Below are 17946 nucleotides of genomic sequence, written 5' to 3' on the forward strand. Positions count from 1 at the left end.
CCACCCCCCTCTCCCGACCCCCACTCCGCGATGGCCCCGGTTCAAGTCCCCCCCCCACACCACTGCACCACGGGGGGGGCGGGAGAAATCCCGACCCGCACTTCTGCGTTTTCGGACTCAGCCGGTGGTCACGGCCGTGAAGTGGTGGACGTCCGAGGGCAGGGGGTGGTGCAGCCGCCAGGTGATGGCCATGGGGCGGTCGCCTTCGTGGGAGACGTAATCGGCGGGGCCGAGCAGCACGTAGGGCGCGGTGCGGCCCTCGACGGTCTTGGAGCGGCGGACGAACAGCAGCACATTGGTGCCGGCCTTCCGGTGGCCGGTGTAGCGCTGGCCGGTGCGGCTGGCGGCTGAGGTGCTGTTCTGGGACTCCCAGTGGAAGTGGTCGGCGTTGAGCGCGAAGTCCCGGTAGCGGACGCTCGCCGAGAAGTTCTTCTCGTCCTTGTTGATGGTGACCAGCAGCGCGTCCGTCCGGGACTCCTCGCACCACACCACGCCGGACTGGAAGGTGGCCGGCTTGAAACCGTCGATCGAGGCCCGGCCGAGCGCGGCCAGCAACTCGGGTGCGTTGTAGTGGGCGTGGACGGCGAGCGGCCGTTGCGTCAGTGGTCCGAGGCCGGTGCCGAGGGCCACCGGGGCGTGGTCCGCGTGCTCCAGGCCGTGGGCGAGGACCTGGCGCAGCTCCTCGCGGAACCGGTGCTGTTTGTGCAGCGAGCGCAGCCCCTCGGCGACGGTGGGGAATCCGCCGCCGCCCGGCCAGAGTGAGAAGAAGAGCATGGCCGCGTAGGTCCGGAGCGGCTCGGCCAAGTGGTCGAGGTCAGGTGCGTCGTCCGCCAGCAGGGCGGAGTAGGCCGCGACCCGGGCAGGGTCATCGACGTGGAGCAGGGAAGGCACGCGACGGAGCAGCGGCTCCTCACCGTCGGGTACGGGCTCGGTGAGGAGACCGGCTCGTCTGAGCAGGCTGGTCCAGGAGTTCTTGCCGCGGTAGAGGTCGTCGATGTCGCGGCGGCTCTCCGCCAGGTAACCGGCCAGCGTCGGGACACCGTAGGAGCGGATTTCAGCGGCCAACTGATTGGCGTCGGCCTTGAGCTGAGCCTTGATGTTCTCCAGGACGATGTCCTTGGCGACCCGGTCGAGCACGATCTGGCATCCCGCCGGAAGCAGCGGGAAGTCGTCGGCAACGGCTTCCTGGACGCCTCGGCGGGTGTGGCCGGTGAGCGCGCGGAAACGCTCGTCGAAGCGGAACTCCTTGCGCTGGTACCCGATGAAGTCCAGCACGGTGAGGACGGCCTTGTGGGGCGAGCGGCGCAGACCTCGGCCGAGTTGCTGGAGGAAGATCGTGGCGCTGGAGGTGGGGCGGAGCAGCAGGATGGTGTCCACGTCCGGGACGTCCAGACCCTCGTTGAAGAGGTCGACGCTGAAGAGGACTTGGATGCGGCCAGCGCGTAGCCCGTCGAGGGCCTCGCGGCGTTGCTCGGTGGGTGTGTTCGCCGAGAGTGCGAGGGCGTGCAGCCCGGCCTGCCGGAAGGCGGCGGCCATGTGCTCGGCGTGGCGGACGGACACGCAGAAGCCGAGGGCCCGCATCCGGCTGGGGTCGGCGACCTTGTCACGGACGGACTGAACGACCTGCCGGGCCTGGGTGCGTCCACCGGTCAGCAGCTCGCTCAGCTCGTCGACGTCGTAGGCGCCCTGGCGCCAGCTGATGGCTCGCAGGTCGGTGTTGTCGTGGACGCCGAAGTAGTGGAAGGGGCAGAGCAGGTCGTCCTCGAGGGCCTGCCAGAGCCGGAGTTCGGCGGCGATACGGCCGTCGAAGAACTCGTCCTGGACTCGCTTGCCGTCGGCGCGCTCGGGGGTGGCCGTGAGGCCCAGCAGCTCCTTGGGCTGGAAGTGGTCGATGATCTGCCGATAGGTGGGCGCCTGGGCGTGGTGGAACTCGTCGATGACGATGACGTCGAAGGCGTCCGGAGCGAAGCCGGCGAGTTTGCCGCCGTGGAGTGACTGAACGCCGGCGAAGAGGTGCCGGTGGTGTTGCGGGCGGGCTCCGCCGACCAGCAGTTCGCCGAAGGTGGCCTCGGCCAGCACTTCTCGGTAAGCCCGTTGTGACTGCTCGAGTATCTCCTTCCGGTGCGCGATGAAGAGCAGCGACAGGTCGCCACCGCGCTCGGCGCGCAGCCGGCGGTAGTCGAGCGCGGCCGTGATGGTCTTGCCGGTGCCGGTGGCGGAGACCAGGAGGTTGCGGTGGTGCCCGCGGGCCTTGCGTTCGGCGTCCAGGCTCTCCAGCATCGCCTGCTGGTGCGGGTGGGGCCGCACTTCCAGCCCGGAGAGGAGCGTGGCGCCGCCGCCTCGCGACCATCCGCCGGCAGCCCGAAGGGCCTCGTCGAGCTCATCGGCGTCGGTGTCCGGGTGGTACGGCCGGAACTCGGGGTTGGCCCAGTAGGAGTCGAAGGTCGCCTCGAACTTGCGGAGGACGGCCGGTGTGGCGACGCCGGACAGCCGGACGTTCCATTCCAGCCCGTCGAGCAACGCCGCCCGGGACAGGTTGGAGCTGCCGACGTAGGCCGTGTCGAAGCCGCTCGCCCGACGGAACAGCCAGGCCTTGGCGTGCAGCCTGGTCGAGCGCAATTCGTGGTTGACCTTCACCTCGGCGCCGAACTCGCGGACCAGGCGGTCCAGGGCGGCGCGCTCGGTGGCCCCTAGGTAGGTGGTGGTGAGGACCCGCAGCTGGACGCCTCGGCGCTTCAGTTCGCGCAGTGGCTCCTCCATCACCCGCAGGCCGTGCCACTTCACGAAGGCACAGAGCAGGTCGACGCGGTCGGCTGAGGCGAGTTCGGCGCGGAGTTCGTGGCCGAGGCTCTGCTCCTCCGGAGCGTTGGTGAGCAGCGCGGTCTCGGACAGCGGGGTCAGCGGCCGGACTCGGTAGACGCCGTCGGCTTCCTTGTCGGCGAGTGCGACGAGCTCGCGCGGCCCGGGCGCCACCTGATCGGCCGTACCGGCGCCGGACTCGGCCAGGGTGGCGAGGAGGCGGTTCGCCGTCGCCACCTGATCCTCCGGGTTCAGGTCCAGCAGCGCCCGCTCCACCACCGAGCCGATGTGCCGGGCCAGCACGAACGGGGTCGAGTTCTCGGGCACCGGGCGATCGACCACCCGCCATCCGGCCTCGCCGAGCGTGGCCAGCCGGGCCGCCACGGCGTCGGTCACCACCCGCTCGTACAGGCCGGACGCCGATGGCAGACCGAGCTCCGCGCCGCTGTCCGGCATGCCGCTCCAAAGGATGGTCGGGATGGTGCGCTCAGTTGTAGCGCATACCGACGACAGCCCGATGCCGGGTACCCGTCTCGCTGTCCCGGCCCGTCAGCGGTCGGGACCGCCCTCGTCGAGGTGGGCGGCGGCGACGCGGCGGGGGACGACCATGCGCCAGGCGTCCAGGACCAGTTCGCGCATCTCGTCGGTGTCGATGGCCGCCGTCCGGACCTGGACCCAGTTGAAGCGTTCGTCGGCCGGGTCGGGCGGCAGGAAGGTGTCCGGGGCGGAGGCGATCAGTGCGGCCCGCTCCTCCTTGGGGTGGGCGAAGCCGAGGATCGACTCGTCCCGGCTGAAGGCGAGGTAGACGATCCGGCCCACCCTGAACTTGATCCGGTCGCGGACCAGCGCCTCCTCGGTGCGGGGCAGGGACAGCGCCAGCCGGCGCACTTCGTCGACGGTGACCATCCGACCAGTCTGCCGGGTCGAAGGGCTCACCGCCCCGGGACGGGGTCGTTGCCGCCGCTGGTGCCGGGGCGGCAGCGGAGGAGGCGGCCGAGGGTGAGGCGGGAGCCGCGGAGGGCTCCGTGGCGGTGGAGGGCCTGGACGGCGTAGGTGGAGCAGGACGGGGTGTACGGGCAGCAGGCGGGGCGGCCGGGGCTGATCCGGGTGCGGTAGTGGCGGACGGCGCCGTAGAGGCCGGCGGCGAGCGCCCCGGTGGGGACGGGGGCGGCCGGGTCGGCGCCCACGCCTGCGCGGCCGCGGGTGGCGACGGCCTTGAGGGCGGAGGCCAGCATCACCGGGATCAGGGCGATCAGGCAGGGGTCGCCGCAGTCTCCGACGCAGTCGCACGCGTCGCAGCAGTCGTTGTCGTCCTTGCGCTTGTTGCGGCGCTTCCACTCCTCGCGGGCGCGCTTCTGCTCCCGGCGGCGCCGGCGCTCGTGCTCGGGCAGCCACCACCAGGCCCGGCCGGGCCGCGGCGGCGGACCGCTGTGCTGCTGGACGTGGTGCGGGTGGTGCTGGGACACGGCTGCGGCCTGCCTTCCGTCCGGTGGTCTGCGCCCGCCGCCGGTGCGGCGCGCTCGGAGAGTCGGACGACGGTAGCGCACCTGCGGGTTCCCCCGGCAACCGTCGGATCGCTTGACTTCGCGTGCACTCCAACCGTCAGACTCCGAACCGTCCGTCCCCACGGGGGAACTGAGGAGAGTTGGGGAACAGCCATGAAGTACCGCACGATCGGCGCCGACCCGTCGACCCGCCGCGAGGTGAGCGCGCTCGCCCTGGGGGCGATGCTGTTCGGCTCGGGCGTCGACGAGCCGACCTCGTTCGCGCTGCTCGACCGCTTCGTGGAAGCAGGCGGCAGTTTCGTCGACACCTCGAACAACTACGCCTTCTGGGTGCACGGTTCGCAGGGCGGCGAGAGCGAGGAACTACTCGGCCGGTGGCGGCGCAGCCGCGGGATCGGCGACGAGGTGGTGGTGGCGACCAAGGTGGGTGCCCGGCCGCTCGCGCCGTCGACGGGGTTCAGCCGGAATGTGGAGGGCCTGTCGGCGAAGGCCGTCCGTGAGGCGGCGGAGCGCAGCGCGGAGCGGCTCGGCACCAACCGGATCGACCTGCTGTACGCGCACATCGAGGACCCGCGGACCGAACTGGCCGAGACGGTGGAGGCGTTCGGTTCGCTGGCGGCGGAGGGTTCGGTGGGGCTGCTCGGGGTGAGCAACCACTGGACGTGGCGGGTGGAGCGGGGTCGGGCACTCGCGGCAGCAGCCGGGTTGCCGGGCTGGGAGGTGCTGCAGTACCACCACAGCTACCTGCGGCACCGCACCGATCTGCCGACGCTGCGCTCCGCGGACGGCAGCGTCGGGGTGGCGGGCGGCGAGGTGCTGAGCTACCTGCGGTCGGAGCCCGGGCTGGCGCTGGTGGCGTACTCGCCGCTGCTGGGCGGGAGTTACGTGCGGTCGGACAAGCCGCTGGGTGAGGGCTTCGACCATGCGGGGACGCCGAAGCGGCTGGCGGTGCTGCGGGAGGTCGCGGCGGAGACCGGCGCGACGGCGAACCAGGTGGTGCTGGCCTGGCTGATCGGCGGCGAGGTGCCGGTGATCCCGCTGGTGGGGGCGTCCTCGGTGGCGCAGCTGGAGGAGAGCCTGGCCGCGGTGGACCTGGAGCTGACGGCGGACCAGCGGGCACGGCTGGACACCGCGCACTGAGCCCGTTCACGTCGAGGCTCGAGGATGAGGACGGCCCCGCCGCCCCGGCACCCACCGGGACGGCGGGGCGACGCCCGTCCGTTTCGAACAATGTGGCGACGCCCTGCAACACGGACGTCGTCCCATCGCGTTAGCCAGGCATGGACCACTCACCGACGACCGGTCGGACGGCTGCCGGGCCGCCCGACTTCCTGGAGTTCGCCGCGGCCCGGGGCGGCCAACTCTTCCACACGGCCTACCTGCTCACCGGCGGTGACCGGCACCTGGCCGAGGACCTCGTCCAAGAGGCACTGAGTCGGATATACGTCCGCTGGCGGCGCGTCGCCCGGATGGAGAACCCGGTCGGCTACACCCAGACGGTGCTCGTCAACACCTTCCTGTCGCACCGCCGGCGGCGCAGCAGCACCGAGCAGGCTGCGCACGAACTCCCGGACACGTCGGTCACCGACGCCGATCCCGCCCTGCGGGTGACCCTGATGCAGGCGCTGCAGGCGATGTCGTCGGCCGACCGGGCCGTGCTCGTGCTGCGGTACTGGGAGGACCGCAGCATCGAGGAGACCTCGGCCGTGCTGCAACTCAGCTCCACGGCCGTCCGCTCGCGCGCCCACCGCGCACTCAACCGGATGCGGGCCCTGCTCGGGACGGACGGGGTTCAGGTGACCGCCAGGTCGAGCAACATCCCCGGTCCTCCCACCACCGCGACGGGGCCGACCCGTGACGCACCCGTCCTGGACACCGCGCAGCTGACCGCCATCGCGCTCGACTCGGTGTGGCAGCAGGTGGCGGTCGGCCTGCCCGCGGACTTCAGCACCCCCCGCTGACCGCGGTGCCCGGTGCACCACGAGGACCCGCGCGAATCGGAAGGAACGGCATCGTACTTCCGTCTCGCGCAGGTCTCCGTGGTCCGGGCCGGTCGATCGGGGCGGCTCGGGCGGCTCGGGCGACGAGCCCTACGGCTCCTGGTGGTCGGCGCCGGTGGGCAGGGGGCCCTGGACGGCGAGGGCTTCGGTCTCGGTGTCGGTGAAGAGGCGGGAGCGGATCAGGAACCGCACCCCTTCGGGGGCTTCCAGGGAGAATCCGCTGCCGCGGCCGGGGACGACGTCCACGGTGAGGTGGGTGTGCCGCCAGTGGGCGTACTGGTCGGCGCTGATCCAGAACGGGGTGCCCTCGGCGACGCGGCCGAGCAGCAGGTCCGAGGCGCCGACCCGGAACTCGCCGCGCGGGTAGCACATCGGTGCGCTGCCGTCGCAGCAGCCGCCGGACTGGTGGAACATCACCGGCCCGTGCACGGCCACCAGCGTCCTCAGCAACTCCTCGGCCGCGCCGGTGAGTTCGATCCTGGCGGGGGCCGGCTTCATCAGAAGAAGCCGAGCTTCTGGCCGGAGTAGCTGACCAGGAGGTTCTTGGTCTGCTGGTAGTGGTCGAGCATCATCTTGTGGGTCTCGCGGCCGATGCCCGACTTCTTGTAGCCGCCGAAGGCGGCGTGCGCCGGGTAGGCGTGGTAGCAGTTGGTCCACACCCTGCCCGCCTTGATGGCGCGGCCGAGGCGGTAGGCGGTGTTGCCGTCGCGGGTCCAGACGCCGGCGCCGAGGCCGTAGAGGGTGTCGTTGGCGATGTGCAGGGCCTCCTCGACGGAGTCGTAGGTGGCGACGGAGACGACCGGGCCGAAGATCTCCTCCTGGAAGATCCGCATGTCGTTGGTGCCGCGGAAGATCGTCGGCTCGATGTAGTAGCCGCCGTCCAGGCCGGGCACGGTGCGGGCGTTGCCGCCGGTGAGGACCTCGGCGCCCTCCTGCCGGCCGATGTCCAGGTAGGAGAGGATCTTCTCGTACTGGTCGTTGCTGGCCTGGGCGCCGATCATGGTGGCGGGGTCGAGCGGGTTGCCGGCGGTGATGGCCTCGGTGCGGGCGATGCAGCGGGCGATGAACTCGTCGTAGATGGACGAGTGGACGAGCGCCCGCGACGGGCAGGTGCACACCTCGCCCTGGTTGAGGGCGAACATCACGAAGCCCTCGACGGCCTTGTCGAGGTAGTCGTCGTCGGCTGCCATGACGTCCGGCAGGAAGATGTTCGGGCTCTTGCCGCCGAGCTCGAGGGTCACCGGGATGATGTTCTCGCTGGCGTACTGCATGATCAGGCGGCCGGTGGTGGTCTCGCCGGTGAAGGCGACCTTGGCGACGCGGGGGCTGGACGCGAGCGGTTTGCCGGCCTCCGTGCCGAAGCCGTTGACCACGTTGAGGACGCCGGGCGGCAGCAGGTCGGCGATCAGCTCGACGACCAGCAGGATGGACACCGGGGTCTGCTCGGCCGGCTTGAGGACGACGCAGTTGCCGGCCGCGAGCGCCGGGGCGAGCTTCCAGGCGGCCATCAGGATCGGGAAGTTCCACGGGATGATCTGGCCGACCACGCCGAGCGGCTCGTGGAAGTGGTACGCGACGGTGTCGGCGTCGATCTCGGCGATGCCGCCCTCCTGGGCGCGGACGACGCCGGCGAAGTAGCGGAAGTGGTCGACGGCGAGCGGGAGATCGGCGGCGAGGGTCTCGCGGACGGGCTTGCCGTTCTCCCAGCTCTCGGCGACGGCGAGCTTCTCGAGGTTCTGCTCGATCCGGTCGGCGATCCGGTTGAGGACGTTGGCCCGCTCGGTGGTGGAGGTGCGGCCCCAGGCGTCGGCGGCGTTGTGCGCGGCGTCCAGGGCGAGTTCGACGTCGGCCGCGGAGGAGCGGGCGACCTGGCAGAACACCTGGCCGGTCACCGGCGAGGGGTTGTCGAAGTAGCGCCCTTCCACCGGGGCGACCCACTTGCCGCCGATGAAGTTGTCGTAGCGCTGGGCGAAGCTGACGATGCTGCCCTCAGTTCCGGGCTGGGCGTACACCATGGCGGCTCTCCTCGTCGAAAGGCGCGGGCGGGGGCGCCGGCGGCCGTCCCTCGGCCGTGGCGCGCGGGCCACTCTCACCCCTTCGGGTTGGTGAAAGGTTGGCGCCGCGAGGCTGCCGGGGCCCAGGTCGCCCGGGCTCAGTCCCGCAGGGCGGCCTGCAGCCGGCTGAGCGCGATCGCCCGCCGCCCGTCGCCCGGGGCGAGGGAGCGCAGCGCGTGTTCGTGCACCTCGGCGTCGTACGGGGCGAGTTCGCCGTAGCGCAGGGCGGGTTCGGGGGCGGCCCCGGCCAGTACGGCGGAGCGGACGGCGACCGCCAGGTACTCGCGGTGCTCGACGATCCCGGGGGCCTCGGAGTGCGGCAGCAGCGGCCCGGTGTAGTGCTGCAGGGCGGTGGCGGTGTCGCCGCGTTCCAGCGCGCGCAGCACGGTCGCCGCGTCGCAGTCGACGGAGGCGGCGAGCCGGTAGCGGCGGGCGGTGATGGCGCCGCCGAGGGCGCGGCGCAGGTGGGAGATCTCGGCCTTGAGGGTGGTGGCGGTGACCGGCCGGTCCCCGTACAGGGCGGTGCGCAGCCGGTCGGCGGAGAAGCCGCAAGGCTCCAGGGCGAGCAGGGTGAGGATCTCCAACTGCCGGGGCGGCAGGCGCAGGGCGGTGCCGTCGTGGGTGGCTTCCTCGCGGCCCAGGCAGGTGAGCCGGATGCCCTCGGGTGCCGGGGCCGCGGTGCCGGCGGGGAGTGCGGCGCCGATCGCGGCGGCGAGGGTGCGGACGGTGGTGAGCGCGAGCGGGTGCGAGCGGTCCCAGGTGGTGGAGAGGTCGAGGGTGCCGAGGATGCGGCCGTCGGAGCTGCGGACGGGTGCGCAGTAGCAGACCCAGCCGTGCAGGGCGGAGACCAGGTGTTCGGCGGAGAACACGGTGGCGGCGCGGCCGGTGCGCAGGGCGAGGGAGAGGGCGTTGGTGCCCATGGCGGGCTCGTCCCAGTGGGAGCCCGGGGCGAAGTTGACGCGTTCGGCCTTGCGCTGCATGACGCGGCCGCCGCAGGTCCACAGGATGGTGCCGGACGCGTCGGTGACGGCGACGACGAACCCGGCGTCGTCGGCGACGGAGCGGAGTTCGCCGGCGAGGGCCTCGACCGGGGCGCGGAGCGGCGAGCCGGCCCAGCGCGAACCGGGGTCGCTGATGGGTGCGCTGGTGCGACCGGGGTCGACGGTGGTCAGGGAGCGCAGCCAGGAGTCGGCGACCTCGGGCCGGACGGCGGCGGAGCCGGCCGGGGTGTGCAGGTCGAGCGGGGGGTGCGGGTCGGCGGCCTGCCGCGGTACCCAGCGGGACCACTCGTCCTCCAGCGCCGCCCTGCGCCGGCGAAGATCACCATGCACTGCCTCGACCCCTTCGACCTCGTCGTCGACGACGGGCCTTCCGGCGGTCCCGTCGACAGGGCTGTTCGTCCCGGTTCGCCCAGTGTGGCCGAACCGGGCGGGCCTGGCCAGGAGGTGGTGCCCGTGGCGCCGCGGGCCGGCGCGGGGCCGCGGTGCGTGTACGGGCGGCGCCGGGCGCGGCAGTTCGCCGCGGCACCGGCCGGGGCGGGTGGGGCGGGGCCGCGCGGGCGGGGCTGCGGCGGCGGGCGGGGTGCGGGCCGCGCCAGGCGTTCAGCGGGTCCACATCTGCGCTCCGTCGGGCGGCCACCTCGATGCCGACCGGCCACGGGAGACATACGGGTGACCGGCCCGTCATGAGCCTGACGGGTGCCGGGAGCCGTCCGGAGCGCAGTGCGTCCAGCCCCGTCCACGACCAGGGAGAGTCCGCGATGACCACCGCCCCCGTCCTCACAACGTCCGTTCCCCAGCAGACCGTTCCCCGGCGGGCCGCCGCTGCCGCCCCGTCCGCGAAGCCGGCCGCGCCCGCCGGCTACAGCGTCGCCCTGGCCCAGGACGAGGGCGACGTCCGGGCCGCGCAGCGGCTGCGCCACCGGGTGTTCGCCGAGGAGATGGGCGCCGTCCTGGACAGCCCGCTGCCGGGCCTGGACGCCGACCCGTTCGACGACTTCTGCGACCACCTGCTGGTGCGCGAGAACGCGACCGGCGAGGTGGTCGGCACGTACCGGCTGCTGCGCCCGCAGGCCGCCCGGCGCGCCGGCCGGCTGTACTCCGACACCGAGTTCGACCTGTCGCGGCTGGCCGGGCTGCGCGACGGGATGGTGGAGGTCGGGCGTTCCTGCATCGACGCGGACCACCGGGGCAGCGGCGCCGTGGTCAACCTGATGTGGGGCGGTATCGCCCGCTACCTGACCACCACCGGCAACTCCTGGGTGGCGGGCTGCTGTTCCGTCCCGCTGGCCGACGGCGGCAGCACCGCGGCCGGTGTGCGGGACGCGGTGTTCGCCAAGCACCTCGCGCCCGAGGAGTACCGGGTCGCCCCGCTGCGCCCGTGGGAGCACGCGGGGGTCGAGCGTCCGGCCAGGGCGGCGATCCCGCCGCTGCTGCGCGGCTACCTGCGGCTGGGCGCCTGGGTGTGCGGGGAGCCCGCGCACGACCCGGACTTCGGCGTCGCCGACCTGTACGTGCTGCTGTCGCTGGAGCGGACCGACCCCCGCTACCTGCGGCACTTCCTGTCCGCCGGGCCCGCCTTGTGAGCGCCTGGCTGCCGACCGCGCCCTGCACGCCGGAGGACTGCGTGGCCGGCCCGGACCCGGCGGTCGGCCCCGGCCGGCAGCTGCTGCGCGGCGTGTCCTGCGCGGGGCTGCTGCTCGCCGGGGTGGCGCTGGCACCGCTGGTCCGCGGCTGCTGCGGGCCGGCGCTGCGCGAGCGCCTGGTGCGGCGCTGGGCGCGGCTGCTGATCGGCTCGCTCGGCGTGGAGCTGCGGGCGGGCCCGCCACCACGGACGGACGGCGGCGTGCTGCTGGTGTCCAACCACGTGTCGTGGCTGGACATCCTGCTGGTGCTGGCCGTCCGGCCGGGCCGGATGCTGGCGAAGACGGAGGTGCGGCACTGGCCGCTGATCGGCCCGCTGGCGGCCTGGGCGGGCACCCTGTTCCTGGACCGGGACCGGCTGCGCACGCTGCCGGCCGCCGTGGACTCGATCGCCGCGGCGCTGCGTCGCGGCGAACCGGTGGCGGTCTTCCCGGAGGGCAGCACCTGGTGCGGGCGCAGCGGCGGGCGGTTCCGGCCGGCCCTGTTCGAGGCGGCCGTGCGTGCCGGGGCGACCGTCCAGCCGATGGCGGTGCGCTACCGGCTCGCGGACGGGGGGACGGCGACCGTCGCGGCGTTCGTCGGCGAGGACGGGCTGCTCGCCTCGCTCCGCCGGGTGCTCGCCGCCCGCGGGCTGGTGGCGGAGGTGGAGTTCCGCACGCCGATCCCGGCGGGTACGGCGGGCCGCCGGGAACTGGCCGCAGCGGCTCGGGCCGTGGTCTTCGGCACCCCGCTCCTGCCCGCCCCGGCAGCGCCCGCCGGGAGCACCCGGCACACGGCCGACCGCCTGCCGGCCGCCGCCTGATCCCACCCGCCCGGCCGGCAGCGGCCCGGGCGGGATGGCGGACGGCTCAGCGCGCGATCGCGAGCACCTCGCGGACGGTCTGCGGGTCGTCGAGCAGCCGCAGCATCCGCTGGGCGACCTCGGCGCGCGGGACGGTCCAGCCGCCGCGCACGTTCTGCCCGCGGGCCGTCCGGGAGGTGCCGGTGGCCGGCCCGTCGGTGAGCCGGGGCGGGCGGACGACCGTCCAGTCGAGGCCGCTGTCGCGCAGCTCGTCCTCCATCCGGGCCAGGTCGGCGTAGTGCGGCCGCAGTGCGGCCTTGACGGCCGGTCCGAAGAGGTGGCGCATCAGGAAGCCGTCGCTGGGGTCGTACCGGGGCGGAGTGGGGCGGCCGGGCGAGGGCACGGTGCCGACGGGTGCGGCGCTGACCACGACGATCCGCCGGGTGCCGGTGCTGCGCATCGCGCGGACGAGGGCGCGGGTGCCGCGCTCGGCGACGCCCGCCTCGGCGTTGGAGCGGGCGCCGAGGCCGGAGAGCACCGCGTCGGCGCCGTCGACGGCGCGTTCCACGGCGGCCGGGTCGGGGTCGGCGAGGTCGGTGGTGACGACCCGGATCCGGTCGGACGCCCGTTGCCCGGGGGTGAGCCGGTCGGGGTTGCGGACGAGCACGGTCGTCCGGTGGCCGGCGGCCAGCGCCTGGTCGAGGAGGTGGCGGCCGATGCCGCCGGTGGCGGCGACGACGGTGAGTTTCACGGCGGTCTCCGGGTGGGTCAGCTGATGCGGGTGAGCTTCTCGGGGTTGGTCACGAAGTAGATGTCGCGGACGTGGTCGCCGTCGGCGGTCGGCTCGACCACCAGGACGGCGAACGGCTCCTCGCCGGCGAACAGGACGGCCGACGGGTCTCCGTTGGCCCGGGCCCAGCGGACGTGCAGGGCGGCGGCGTTCCGGGCCGCGCCGGCCATCAGCGTCCGGGCGACCTGCTCGCGGCCGTGCACGGGCCGGCGCCCGGCGGCCGGGGCCCGGCCGCCGCCGTCGGCCCACAGGGTGACGTCGGGGGCGAGCAGGTCGAGCAGTGCGTGCAGGTCGCCGCCGCCGACGGCCGCGGCGAACCGCTCGGTGACCCGGCGGCGCAGCGCGGCGTCGGTGCGGTAGCGGGGGCGCCTGGCGTGCACGTGCTCGCGGGCGCGGTGGGCGGTCTGGCGGACGGCGGCGGGGGTGCGGCCGAGCAGGTCGGCGATCTCGGTGTGCTGGTAGCCGAAGACCTCGTGCAGCACGAAGACGGCCCGCTCCAGCGGGGAGAGCGTCTCCAGGACGACCATCAGGGCCATCGAGACGGACTCGGCCCGCTCGGCCTCCTCGGCGGTGCCGGCGGGCGGTTCGACGCCGGCGGGGGCGACGAGCGGTTCGGGCAGCCAGGGGCCGAAGTAGGTCTCCCGGCGGCGGGTGACCGCGGCCCGGCGGGCGAGCGCCTTGTTGACGGCGATCCGCACCAGGTAGGCACGGGTGTTGTCGATCCGCGCGGTGCCGCGGCCGGCCCAGGCGAGCCAGGTCTCCTGCAGCACGTCCTCGGTGTCGGCGACGGTGCCGAGCATGCTGTAGGCGATGGAGAAGAGCAGGTCTCGGTGGTCGACGAAGGCCCGGGTCGCCCCGTCGCCGTCGGCTGCGCTGCCGGTCATGGTGTGCCTCCCGTGTGCGGTCACCGATCGAGAGCAGCACAGGGGGCCCGGGTGTGACATCCACCCCGCCGGATGTGACCCGGGTCTCACCCGGGTACCGCGCGCGGCGCCCGGCGGGCCGATACTGGCGGGGTGGTCGACGGGACGGTGGTCGACGAAGCCGTTTCGGACGAGGGCGTGCGCGTACGGCCGGCCGGGCCGACGGCGCGGTGCGCGCCCTGGTACTCCGGGTACCGCCAGGCGGGCCTGCCGCCGGGGCGGCACCGGGGGCTGCCCTCGCCCCACCTGACGCTGATCTTCACGCTGGACGATCCGCTGACGGTGGCCGAGCACCCGGAGCCGGGCCGCGGACCGCAGGACTGCACGGCGCTGCCGGGCGGGCTGCACACGGTGCCGGCGCTGATCACCCACCCCGGGCGGCAGTCGGGCATCCAGGTGGCGCTGGACCCGCTGGCGGCGCGCCCGCTGCTGGGGCTGCCGGCCGGCGAGCTGGCGGGGCTGGACCTGCCCGCGGAGGATCTGCTGGGGCCGCTCGCCGGGGAGATCCGGAAGCGGATGCTGGCCGCGGCCGGCTGGCCGGAGCGGTTCGCGGTCCTGGACGCGCTGCTCCCCCCGGGCCGCGGGGCCGTTCGGGGAGGTCGCACCGGAGGTCCGCCGGGCGTGGTCGGTGCTGCGGCGCGGCGGCGGCCGGGTGCCGGTGGCGGCGCTGGCGGCGGAGGTGGGGTGGAGCGAGCGAGCGGCATCTGGCGGCGCGGTTCCGGGTGGAGACCGGGCTGTCGCCGAAGGCCGCGGCGCGGGTGGTGCGCTTCGACCGGGCCCGCCGGATGGCGGCGTCCGGGGGCGGCCGGCTGGCCGAACTCGCGGCGGCCTGCGGCTACTTCGACCAGGCCCATCTGGCGCGGGAGTTCCGTGCGCTGGCGGTGGTGGCGCCGAGCGTGTGGCTGGCGGACTACGGCTCCCGGGACTTCGCCGCCCGCGACCCGGAGGGCAACCGCTGGTACTTCGGCACGTACCGCGGCGAGCCGCGCGGCCGTGGCTGAGGGAAGGGCACCCGCACCCCTTGTGGAGCGACCGGACGGCCTTTCGTGCGGCAGCCGCCGCGGCAGGCCCCGAAGCGGTTCCAGCAGGGCTGGGCCCACCGGGTGAATTGACGTCTTCGCAGGTCACAGGGGGTTCTGACGCCGAGTGCGGTGGCGGTTGCGGGCGTACGATGGTGCGAGTACGAGCCCTTGCGGCCCCGTCACAGCCTCCGGGCTGGAGAGAGGGGGTGGTCCGGTGTCGGTGCCTCCCGGCAGTCAGACTCCTTCCACCGCACCCCGGTCGACCGGCTCGGGTGCCGGCGAGAAGGGTCTGAAGACCGGCGCGCTCGGCCTGGTGTCGTCCGTCGCCATCGGCCTGGCCTCCACGGCCCCCGCGTACAGCCTCGCGGCGACGCTGGGCATCCTCGTCATCGGGGTGGGGCTGCAGGCGCCGATCGTCACCGTCCTGGCGTTCATCCCGATGCTGCTGATCGCCCTGTCCTACAAGGAGTTGAACGCCTCCGACCCGGACTGCGGGACGACGTTCACCTGGGCGGCCCGGGCGTTCGGCCCGCGGACGGGCTGGATGGGCGGCTGGGGCATCATCGTCGCCGACATCATCGTCATGGCGAACCTGGCGCAGATCGCGGGCATCTACGGTTTCCAACTCTTCGGGCTGAACTCGCTGGCCGAGTCGACGACCTGGACGACCGTCGCCGGTGTCGCCTGGATCGCCGTGATGACGCTGATCTGCTACATCGGCATCGAACTGTCCGCTGCCCTGCAGCGCTGGCTGCTGGCCATCGAGGTCGTGATGCTGGTGCTGCTGTCGGTGACCGCCCTGGTCAAGGTGTACGGGGAGAACCCGCCGTCGACGGCGATCGAGGTCGACGCCTCCTGGTTCAACCCCTTCGAGGTGTCCTCGTCGACCGCGTTCACCGCGGGCATCCTCTCCGCGGTCTTCATCTACTGGGGCTGGGACACCGCGGTGTCGGTGAACGAGGAGACGGCCGACTCGGCCCGCACCCCCGGCCGGGCGGCGGTCATCTCGACGGTGCTGCTGCTGGCCATCTACGCCCTGGTGTCGACCTCGGCCATGGCCTTCGCGGGCATCGGCACGGAGGGCATCGGGCTCGGCAGCGAGGAGAACTCCGGGGACGTGCTGTCCGGGCTCGGCGACGCCGTGTTCGGCACCACCGGCTTCGGTGGGTTCCTCAGCAAGCTGATGATCTTCATGGTGCTGACCTCGTCGGCCGCGTCCACCCAGACGACGATCCTGCCGACCGCCCGGACGAGCTTCTCGATGGCCACGCACAAGGCGTTGCCCTCGCACTTCGCCCGGGTGCACCCCCGGCACCTCACGCCGACCTGGTCGACGATCGGCATGGGCATCGCCTCGATCGCCTTCTACGTGCTGCTCACGGCGATCAGCGGCAACGTCCTCGCCGACTCGATCGCCTCGGTGGGCCTGGGCATCGCCTTCTACTACGGCCTGACCGGCTTCGCCTGCGTCTGGTACTACCGGCGGGTGCTGACCCGCAGCGTCAAGGACTTCTTCGTGAAGGGCGTCGCCCCGCTGGCGGGCGGTCTGATGCTGCTGTACTTCTTCTGCTACGGCGCCTTCGACGTGTACGCCGACCCGGAGTACGGCTCCACCTCGATCGACCTGCCGGTCTTCGGCGACACCGGCGGCGTGACCGTCATCGGCATCGGCGCGCTGCTGCTGGGTGTCGTGCTGATGCTCGTGCAGTGGGCCGTGCAGGGCTCGTGGTTCCGCAGCCCGGACGTACCCAAGGAAGCTGCGGACAAGGCCACCGCGCCGTGAGACCGCGGGTCGGCCGCTGCCGGGCATCAATCCGTGTCGGGGAAGCGCCAGCGGGTCGGGGAGCCGCGGAAATCGGTGTGCAGCAGGCCGATCGCCTGCGCCGGGCGCACCCGCACGGTGGCGTTGACGGCCGGGTCGAGGAAGTCGACGCCGTACGCCACCGCGTACTTGGCATTGAGCGCGGCCAGGAAGGCGGCGATCTCCGCCGGGTCGGCGGTCGGCTCGGCCCGCCCTTCCAGCACCACCGGGTCGCGCGGGTCCTCGGTGGCCACCACGCAGTCGGGCCGCTCCACGAGATTGCGCATCTTGCGGGAGGAGACGCTGCTGGAGAACCAGAACGCGTCGTCCAGCCAGACGCCCCAGACCGGCATGGTGTGCGGGCGGCCGTCCGGGCGCACCGAGGACACCCAGTAGTCGTGCGAGCCGGCCAGCCGCTCCACCGCCCACTCCCAGTCGAGCAGGCCGGAACCCTCGTCGGCCGGCCGGATGCCGTAACCGGGCATGTAGGGACGTCCTGCGGTCGGCTCGGTCACGGTACTGCCTCCCTCCGACGGCGGCGGGTGGTTCCAGCCTAGCGAGTCGCCGCAGGCGGGCAGCCCGTGATTCTCGTCCGTGCCCCGACATGCGGCCGCTACCAGCGGGCGTGGACCTGGGCGCGGATGCGGCGGTCGTAGAGGTCGCGGACGGCGTCCAGGGTGGCCTCGGAGAGCGGGGGCAGGGCGGCGGCGGCCGCATTGGCGCGGGCCTGCTCGGGGTTGCGGGCGCCGGGGATGACGGTGGTCACGGCCGGCTGCTGGATGATCCAGCGCAGTGCCGTCTGGGCCGGGGTGGCGCCCTCCGGGGCGAGTGCCGAGAACTCGGCGGCCGCCTCGACGCCGGTCGCGAAGTCCACGCCGGAGAAGGTCTCGCCCTGGTCGAAGGACTCGCCGTGCCGGTTGTAGGTGCGGTGGTCGTCGGCGGCGAAGACGGTGTCGCGGGTGTAGCGGCCGGAGAGCAGGCCGGAGGCGAGCGGCACCCGGGCGAGGATGCCGACCCCGGCCTCGGCGGCGGCCGGCAGCACCCGCTCCAGCGGCTTCAGCCGGAAGGCGTTGAGGATGATCTGCACGCTGGCGACGTTCGGGCGGGCGATCGCGGTCAGCGCCTCGTCGCAGGTCTCGACGCTGACGCCGTACGCGGCGATCCGCTCCTCGGCGACCAGGGTGTCCAGGGCGTCGAACACCTCGTCGGTGGAGTACACCGGGGTCGGCGGACAGTGCAGTTGCACCAGGTCGAGCCGCTCCACACCCAGGTTGGTGCGGGAACGGTCGGCCCAGGCCCGGAAGTTGGCGAGGTTGTAGTGCTCCGGCCGCTGCTCGACGCGGCGGCCGAACTTGGTGGCGACGAACACCCCCGAATCGGGGCGCTCCTTGAGGTGCCGGCCGATCAACTGCTCGCTGCGGCCGTCGCCGTAGACGTCCGCCGTGTCGAAGAGGGTGACGCCGGCCTCGACGGAGGCGTCCAGCACGGCGAGGGCGTCCTGTTCGCGGACGTCACCCCAGTCCGCGCCGAGCTGCCAGGTGCCGAGTCCGACGACGGAGACCGGGCGGCCGGTCCGGCCGAGTACGCGCTGTTCCATGGGACGAGCCTCTCATCCCCGGCTCCGGCCGC

15 protein-coding genes and 1 pseudogene are annotated in these 17946 nt (G+C 73.4%); 6 read left to right on the forward strand and 10 right to left on the reverse strand.

The features are described from left to right. Positions 1–117: 117 nt before the first annotated feature. The 3 genes from AB0M03_RS33735 to yidD form a co-directional block, all read right to left on the reverse strand. Positions 118–3255: a DUF3427 domain-containing protein gene (locus tag AB0M03_RS33735; RefSeq protein WP_363498893.1), complete on the reverse strand. Its 3138-nt coding sequence runs from the start codon at positions 3253–3255 to the stop codon at positions 118–120. A gap of 93 nt (positions 3256–3348) precedes the next feature. After that, positions 3349–3705 (reverse strand): MmcQ/YjbR family DNA-binding protein, encoded by a 357-nt coding sequence (locus AB0M03_RS33740; RefSeq protein WP_363498896.1) that lies wholly within the window; start codon positions 3703–3705, stop codon positions 3349–3351. A gap of 26 nt (positions 3706–3731) precedes the next feature. Further along, complete coding sequence (gene yidD, locus AB0M03_RS33745) at positions 3732–4265, reverse strand: membrane protein insertion efficiency factor YidD (protein ID WP_363498899.1); 534 nt, start codon at positions 4263–4265, stop codon at positions 3732–3734. A 192-nt stretch (positions 4266–4457) separates the two neighbouring features. On the opposite strand from yidD, the gene AB0M03_RS33750 reads away from it, so the two are divergent. Both AB0M03_RS33750 and AB0M03_RS33755 read left to right on the forward strand, forming a co-directional pair. Then, complete coding sequence (locus tag AB0M03_RS33750; RefSeq protein WP_363498902.1) at positions 4458–5444, forward strand: aldo/keto reductase; 987 nt, start codon at positions 4458–4460, stop codon at positions 5442–5444. Positions 5445–5584: 140 nt separating this feature from the next. After that, positions 5585–6085: pseudogene (locus AB0M03_RS33755) on the forward strand (SigE family RNA polymerase sigma factor); the annotation flags it as partial. Positions 6086–6394: 309 nt separating this feature from the next. Here AB0M03_RS33755 and AB0M03_RS33760 read toward each other — a convergent pair. From AB0M03_RS33760 to AB0M03_RS33770, 3 genes are all read right to left on the reverse strand, one after another. Further along, a complete protein-coding gene (locus AB0M03_RS33760; protein WP_363498905.1) occupies positions 6395–6802 on the reverse strand; it encodes a DUF779 domain-containing protein in 408 nt (135 codons plus the stop codon). Continuing rightward, positions 6802–8319, reverse strand: coding sequence for an aldehyde dehydrogenase (gene adh, locus AB0M03_RS33765; protein ID WP_363498907.1), 1518 nt, complete (start codon positions 8317–8319; stop codon positions 6802–6804). The genes AB0M03_RS33760 and adh overlap by 1 nt, the downstream gene beginning before the upstream one ends. A gap of 137 nt (positions 8320–8456) precedes the next feature. Further along, entirely contained in the window at positions 8457–9689 is a 1233-nt protein-coding gene (locus tag AB0M03_RS33770) for a GAF domain-containing protein (RefSeq protein WP_363498910.1), read from the reverse strand. 428 nt (positions 9690–10117) lie between these two features. Here AB0M03_RS33770 and AB0M03_RS33775 point away from each other — a divergent pair, with 428 nt between their 5' ends. Together AB0M03_RS33775 and AB0M03_RS33780 are read left to right on the forward strand one after the other, a co-directional pair. Next, the gene (locus AB0M03_RS33775) at positions 10118–10942 is read left to right on the forward strand and encodes a GNAT family N-acyltransferase (protein WP_363498913.1); all 825 of its coding nucleotides are present in this window, start codon (positions 10118–10120) and stop codon (positions 10940–10942) included. Between the two features lie 41 nt (positions 10943–10983). After that, positions 10984–11802 carry a lysophospholipid acyltransferase family protein gene (locus tag AB0M03_RS33780; RefSeq protein WP_363498916.1) on the forward strand — a complete coding sequence of 273 codons (819 nt, stop codon included), beginning with the start codon at positions 10984–10986 and terminating at the stop codon, positions 11800–11802. Positions 11803–11848: 46 nt separating this feature from the next. Here AB0M03_RS33780 and AB0M03_RS33785 read toward each other — a convergent pair whose 3' ends face one another. Both AB0M03_RS33785 and sigJ read right to left on the reverse strand, forming a co-directional pair. Next, complete coding sequence (locus AB0M03_RS33785) at positions 11849–12532, reverse strand: NAD(P)-binding oxidoreductase (RefSeq protein ID WP_363498919.1); 684 nt, start codon at positions 12530–12532, stop codon at positions 11849–11851. A gap of 17 nt (positions 12533–12549) precedes the next feature. Continuing rightward, positions 12550–13455 carry an RNA polymerase sigma factor SigJ gene (gene sigJ / locus AB0M03_RS33790; RefSeq protein WP_363498922.1) on the reverse strand — a complete coding sequence of 302 codons (906 nt, stop codon included), beginning with the start codon at positions 13453–13455 and terminating at the stop codon, positions 12550–12552. Between the two features lie 761 nt (positions 13456–14216). Here sigJ and AB0M03_RS33795 point away from each other — a divergent pair. After that, positions 14217–14495 (forward strand): AraC family transcriptional regulator, encoded by a 279-nt coding sequence (locus tag AB0M03_RS33795; protein WP_363498925.1) that lies wholly within the window; start codon positions 14217–14219, stop codon positions 14493–14495. A gap of 235 nt (positions 14496–14730) precedes the next feature. Beyond that, on the forward strand, positions 14731–16299 hold the full coding sequence (locus tag AB0M03_RS33800; RefSeq protein ID WP_363498928.1) for an APC family permease: 1569 nt from the start codon (positions 14731–14733) through the stop codon (positions 16297–16299). A gap of 26 nt (positions 16300–16325) precedes the next feature. Here AB0M03_RS33800 and AB0M03_RS33805 read toward each other — a convergent pair whose 3' ends face one another. Beyond that, positions 16326–16832: a pyridoxamine 5'-phosphate oxidase family protein gene (locus AB0M03_RS33805; RefSeq protein WP_363498931.1), complete on the reverse strand. Its 507-nt coding sequence runs from the start codon at positions 16830–16832 to the stop codon at positions 16326–16328. 98 nt (positions 16833–16930) lie between these two features. After that, positions 16931–17914 (reverse strand): aldo/keto reductase, encoded by a 984-nt coding sequence (locus tag AB0M03_RS33810; protein WP_363498934.1) that lies wholly within the window; start codon positions 17912–17914, stop codon positions 16931–16933. Between the last annotated feature and the right edge of the window lie 32 nt (positions 17915–17946).

Origin of the sequence: Kitasatospora sp. NPDC051914, assembly GCF_040680995.1 — a bacterium.
In the GTDB taxonomy this organism is placed as follows: Bacteria; Actinomycetota; Actinomycetes; order Streptomycetales; family Streptomycetaceae; genus Kitasatospora.

What these genes read in the sequence shown, in the direction of transcription:
- AB0M03_RS33750 (WP_363498902.1), top strand. Translation starts at nt 4,458, where the DNA reads ATGAAGTACCGCACGATCGGCGCCGACCCGTCGACCCGCCGCGAGGTG.
- AB0M03_RS33760 (WP_363498905.1), bottom strand. Translation starts at nt 6,802, where the DNA reads ATGAAGCCGGCCCCCGCCAGGATCGAACTCACCGGCGCGGCCGAGGAG.
- sigJ (WP_363498922.1), bottom strand. Translation starts at nt 13,455, where the DNA reads ATGACCGGCAGCGCAGCCGACGGCGACGGGGCGACCCGGGCCTTCGTC.
- AB0M03_RS33810 (WP_363498934.1), bottom strand. Translation starts at nt 17,914, where the DNA reads ATGGAACAGCGCGTACTCGGCCGGACCGGCCGCCCGGTCTCCGTCGTC.
- AB0M03_RS33740 (WP_363498896.1), bottom strand. Translation starts at nt 3,705, where the DNA reads ATGGTCACCGTCGACGAAGTGCGCCGGCTGGCGCTGTCCCTGCCCCGC.
- adh (WP_363498907.1), bottom strand. Translation starts at nt 8,319, where the DNA reads ATGGTGTACGCCCAGCCCGGAACTGAGGGCAGCATCGTCAGCTTCGCC.
- AB0M03_RS33775 (WP_363498913.1), top strand. Translation starts at nt 10,118, where the DNA reads ATGACCACCGCCCCCGTCCTCACAACGTCCGTTCCCCAGCAGACCGTT.
- AB0M03_RS33735 (WP_363498893.1), bottom strand. Translation starts at nt 3,255, where the DNA reads ATGCCGGACAGCGGCGCGGAGCTCGGTCTGCCATCGGCGTCCGGCCTG.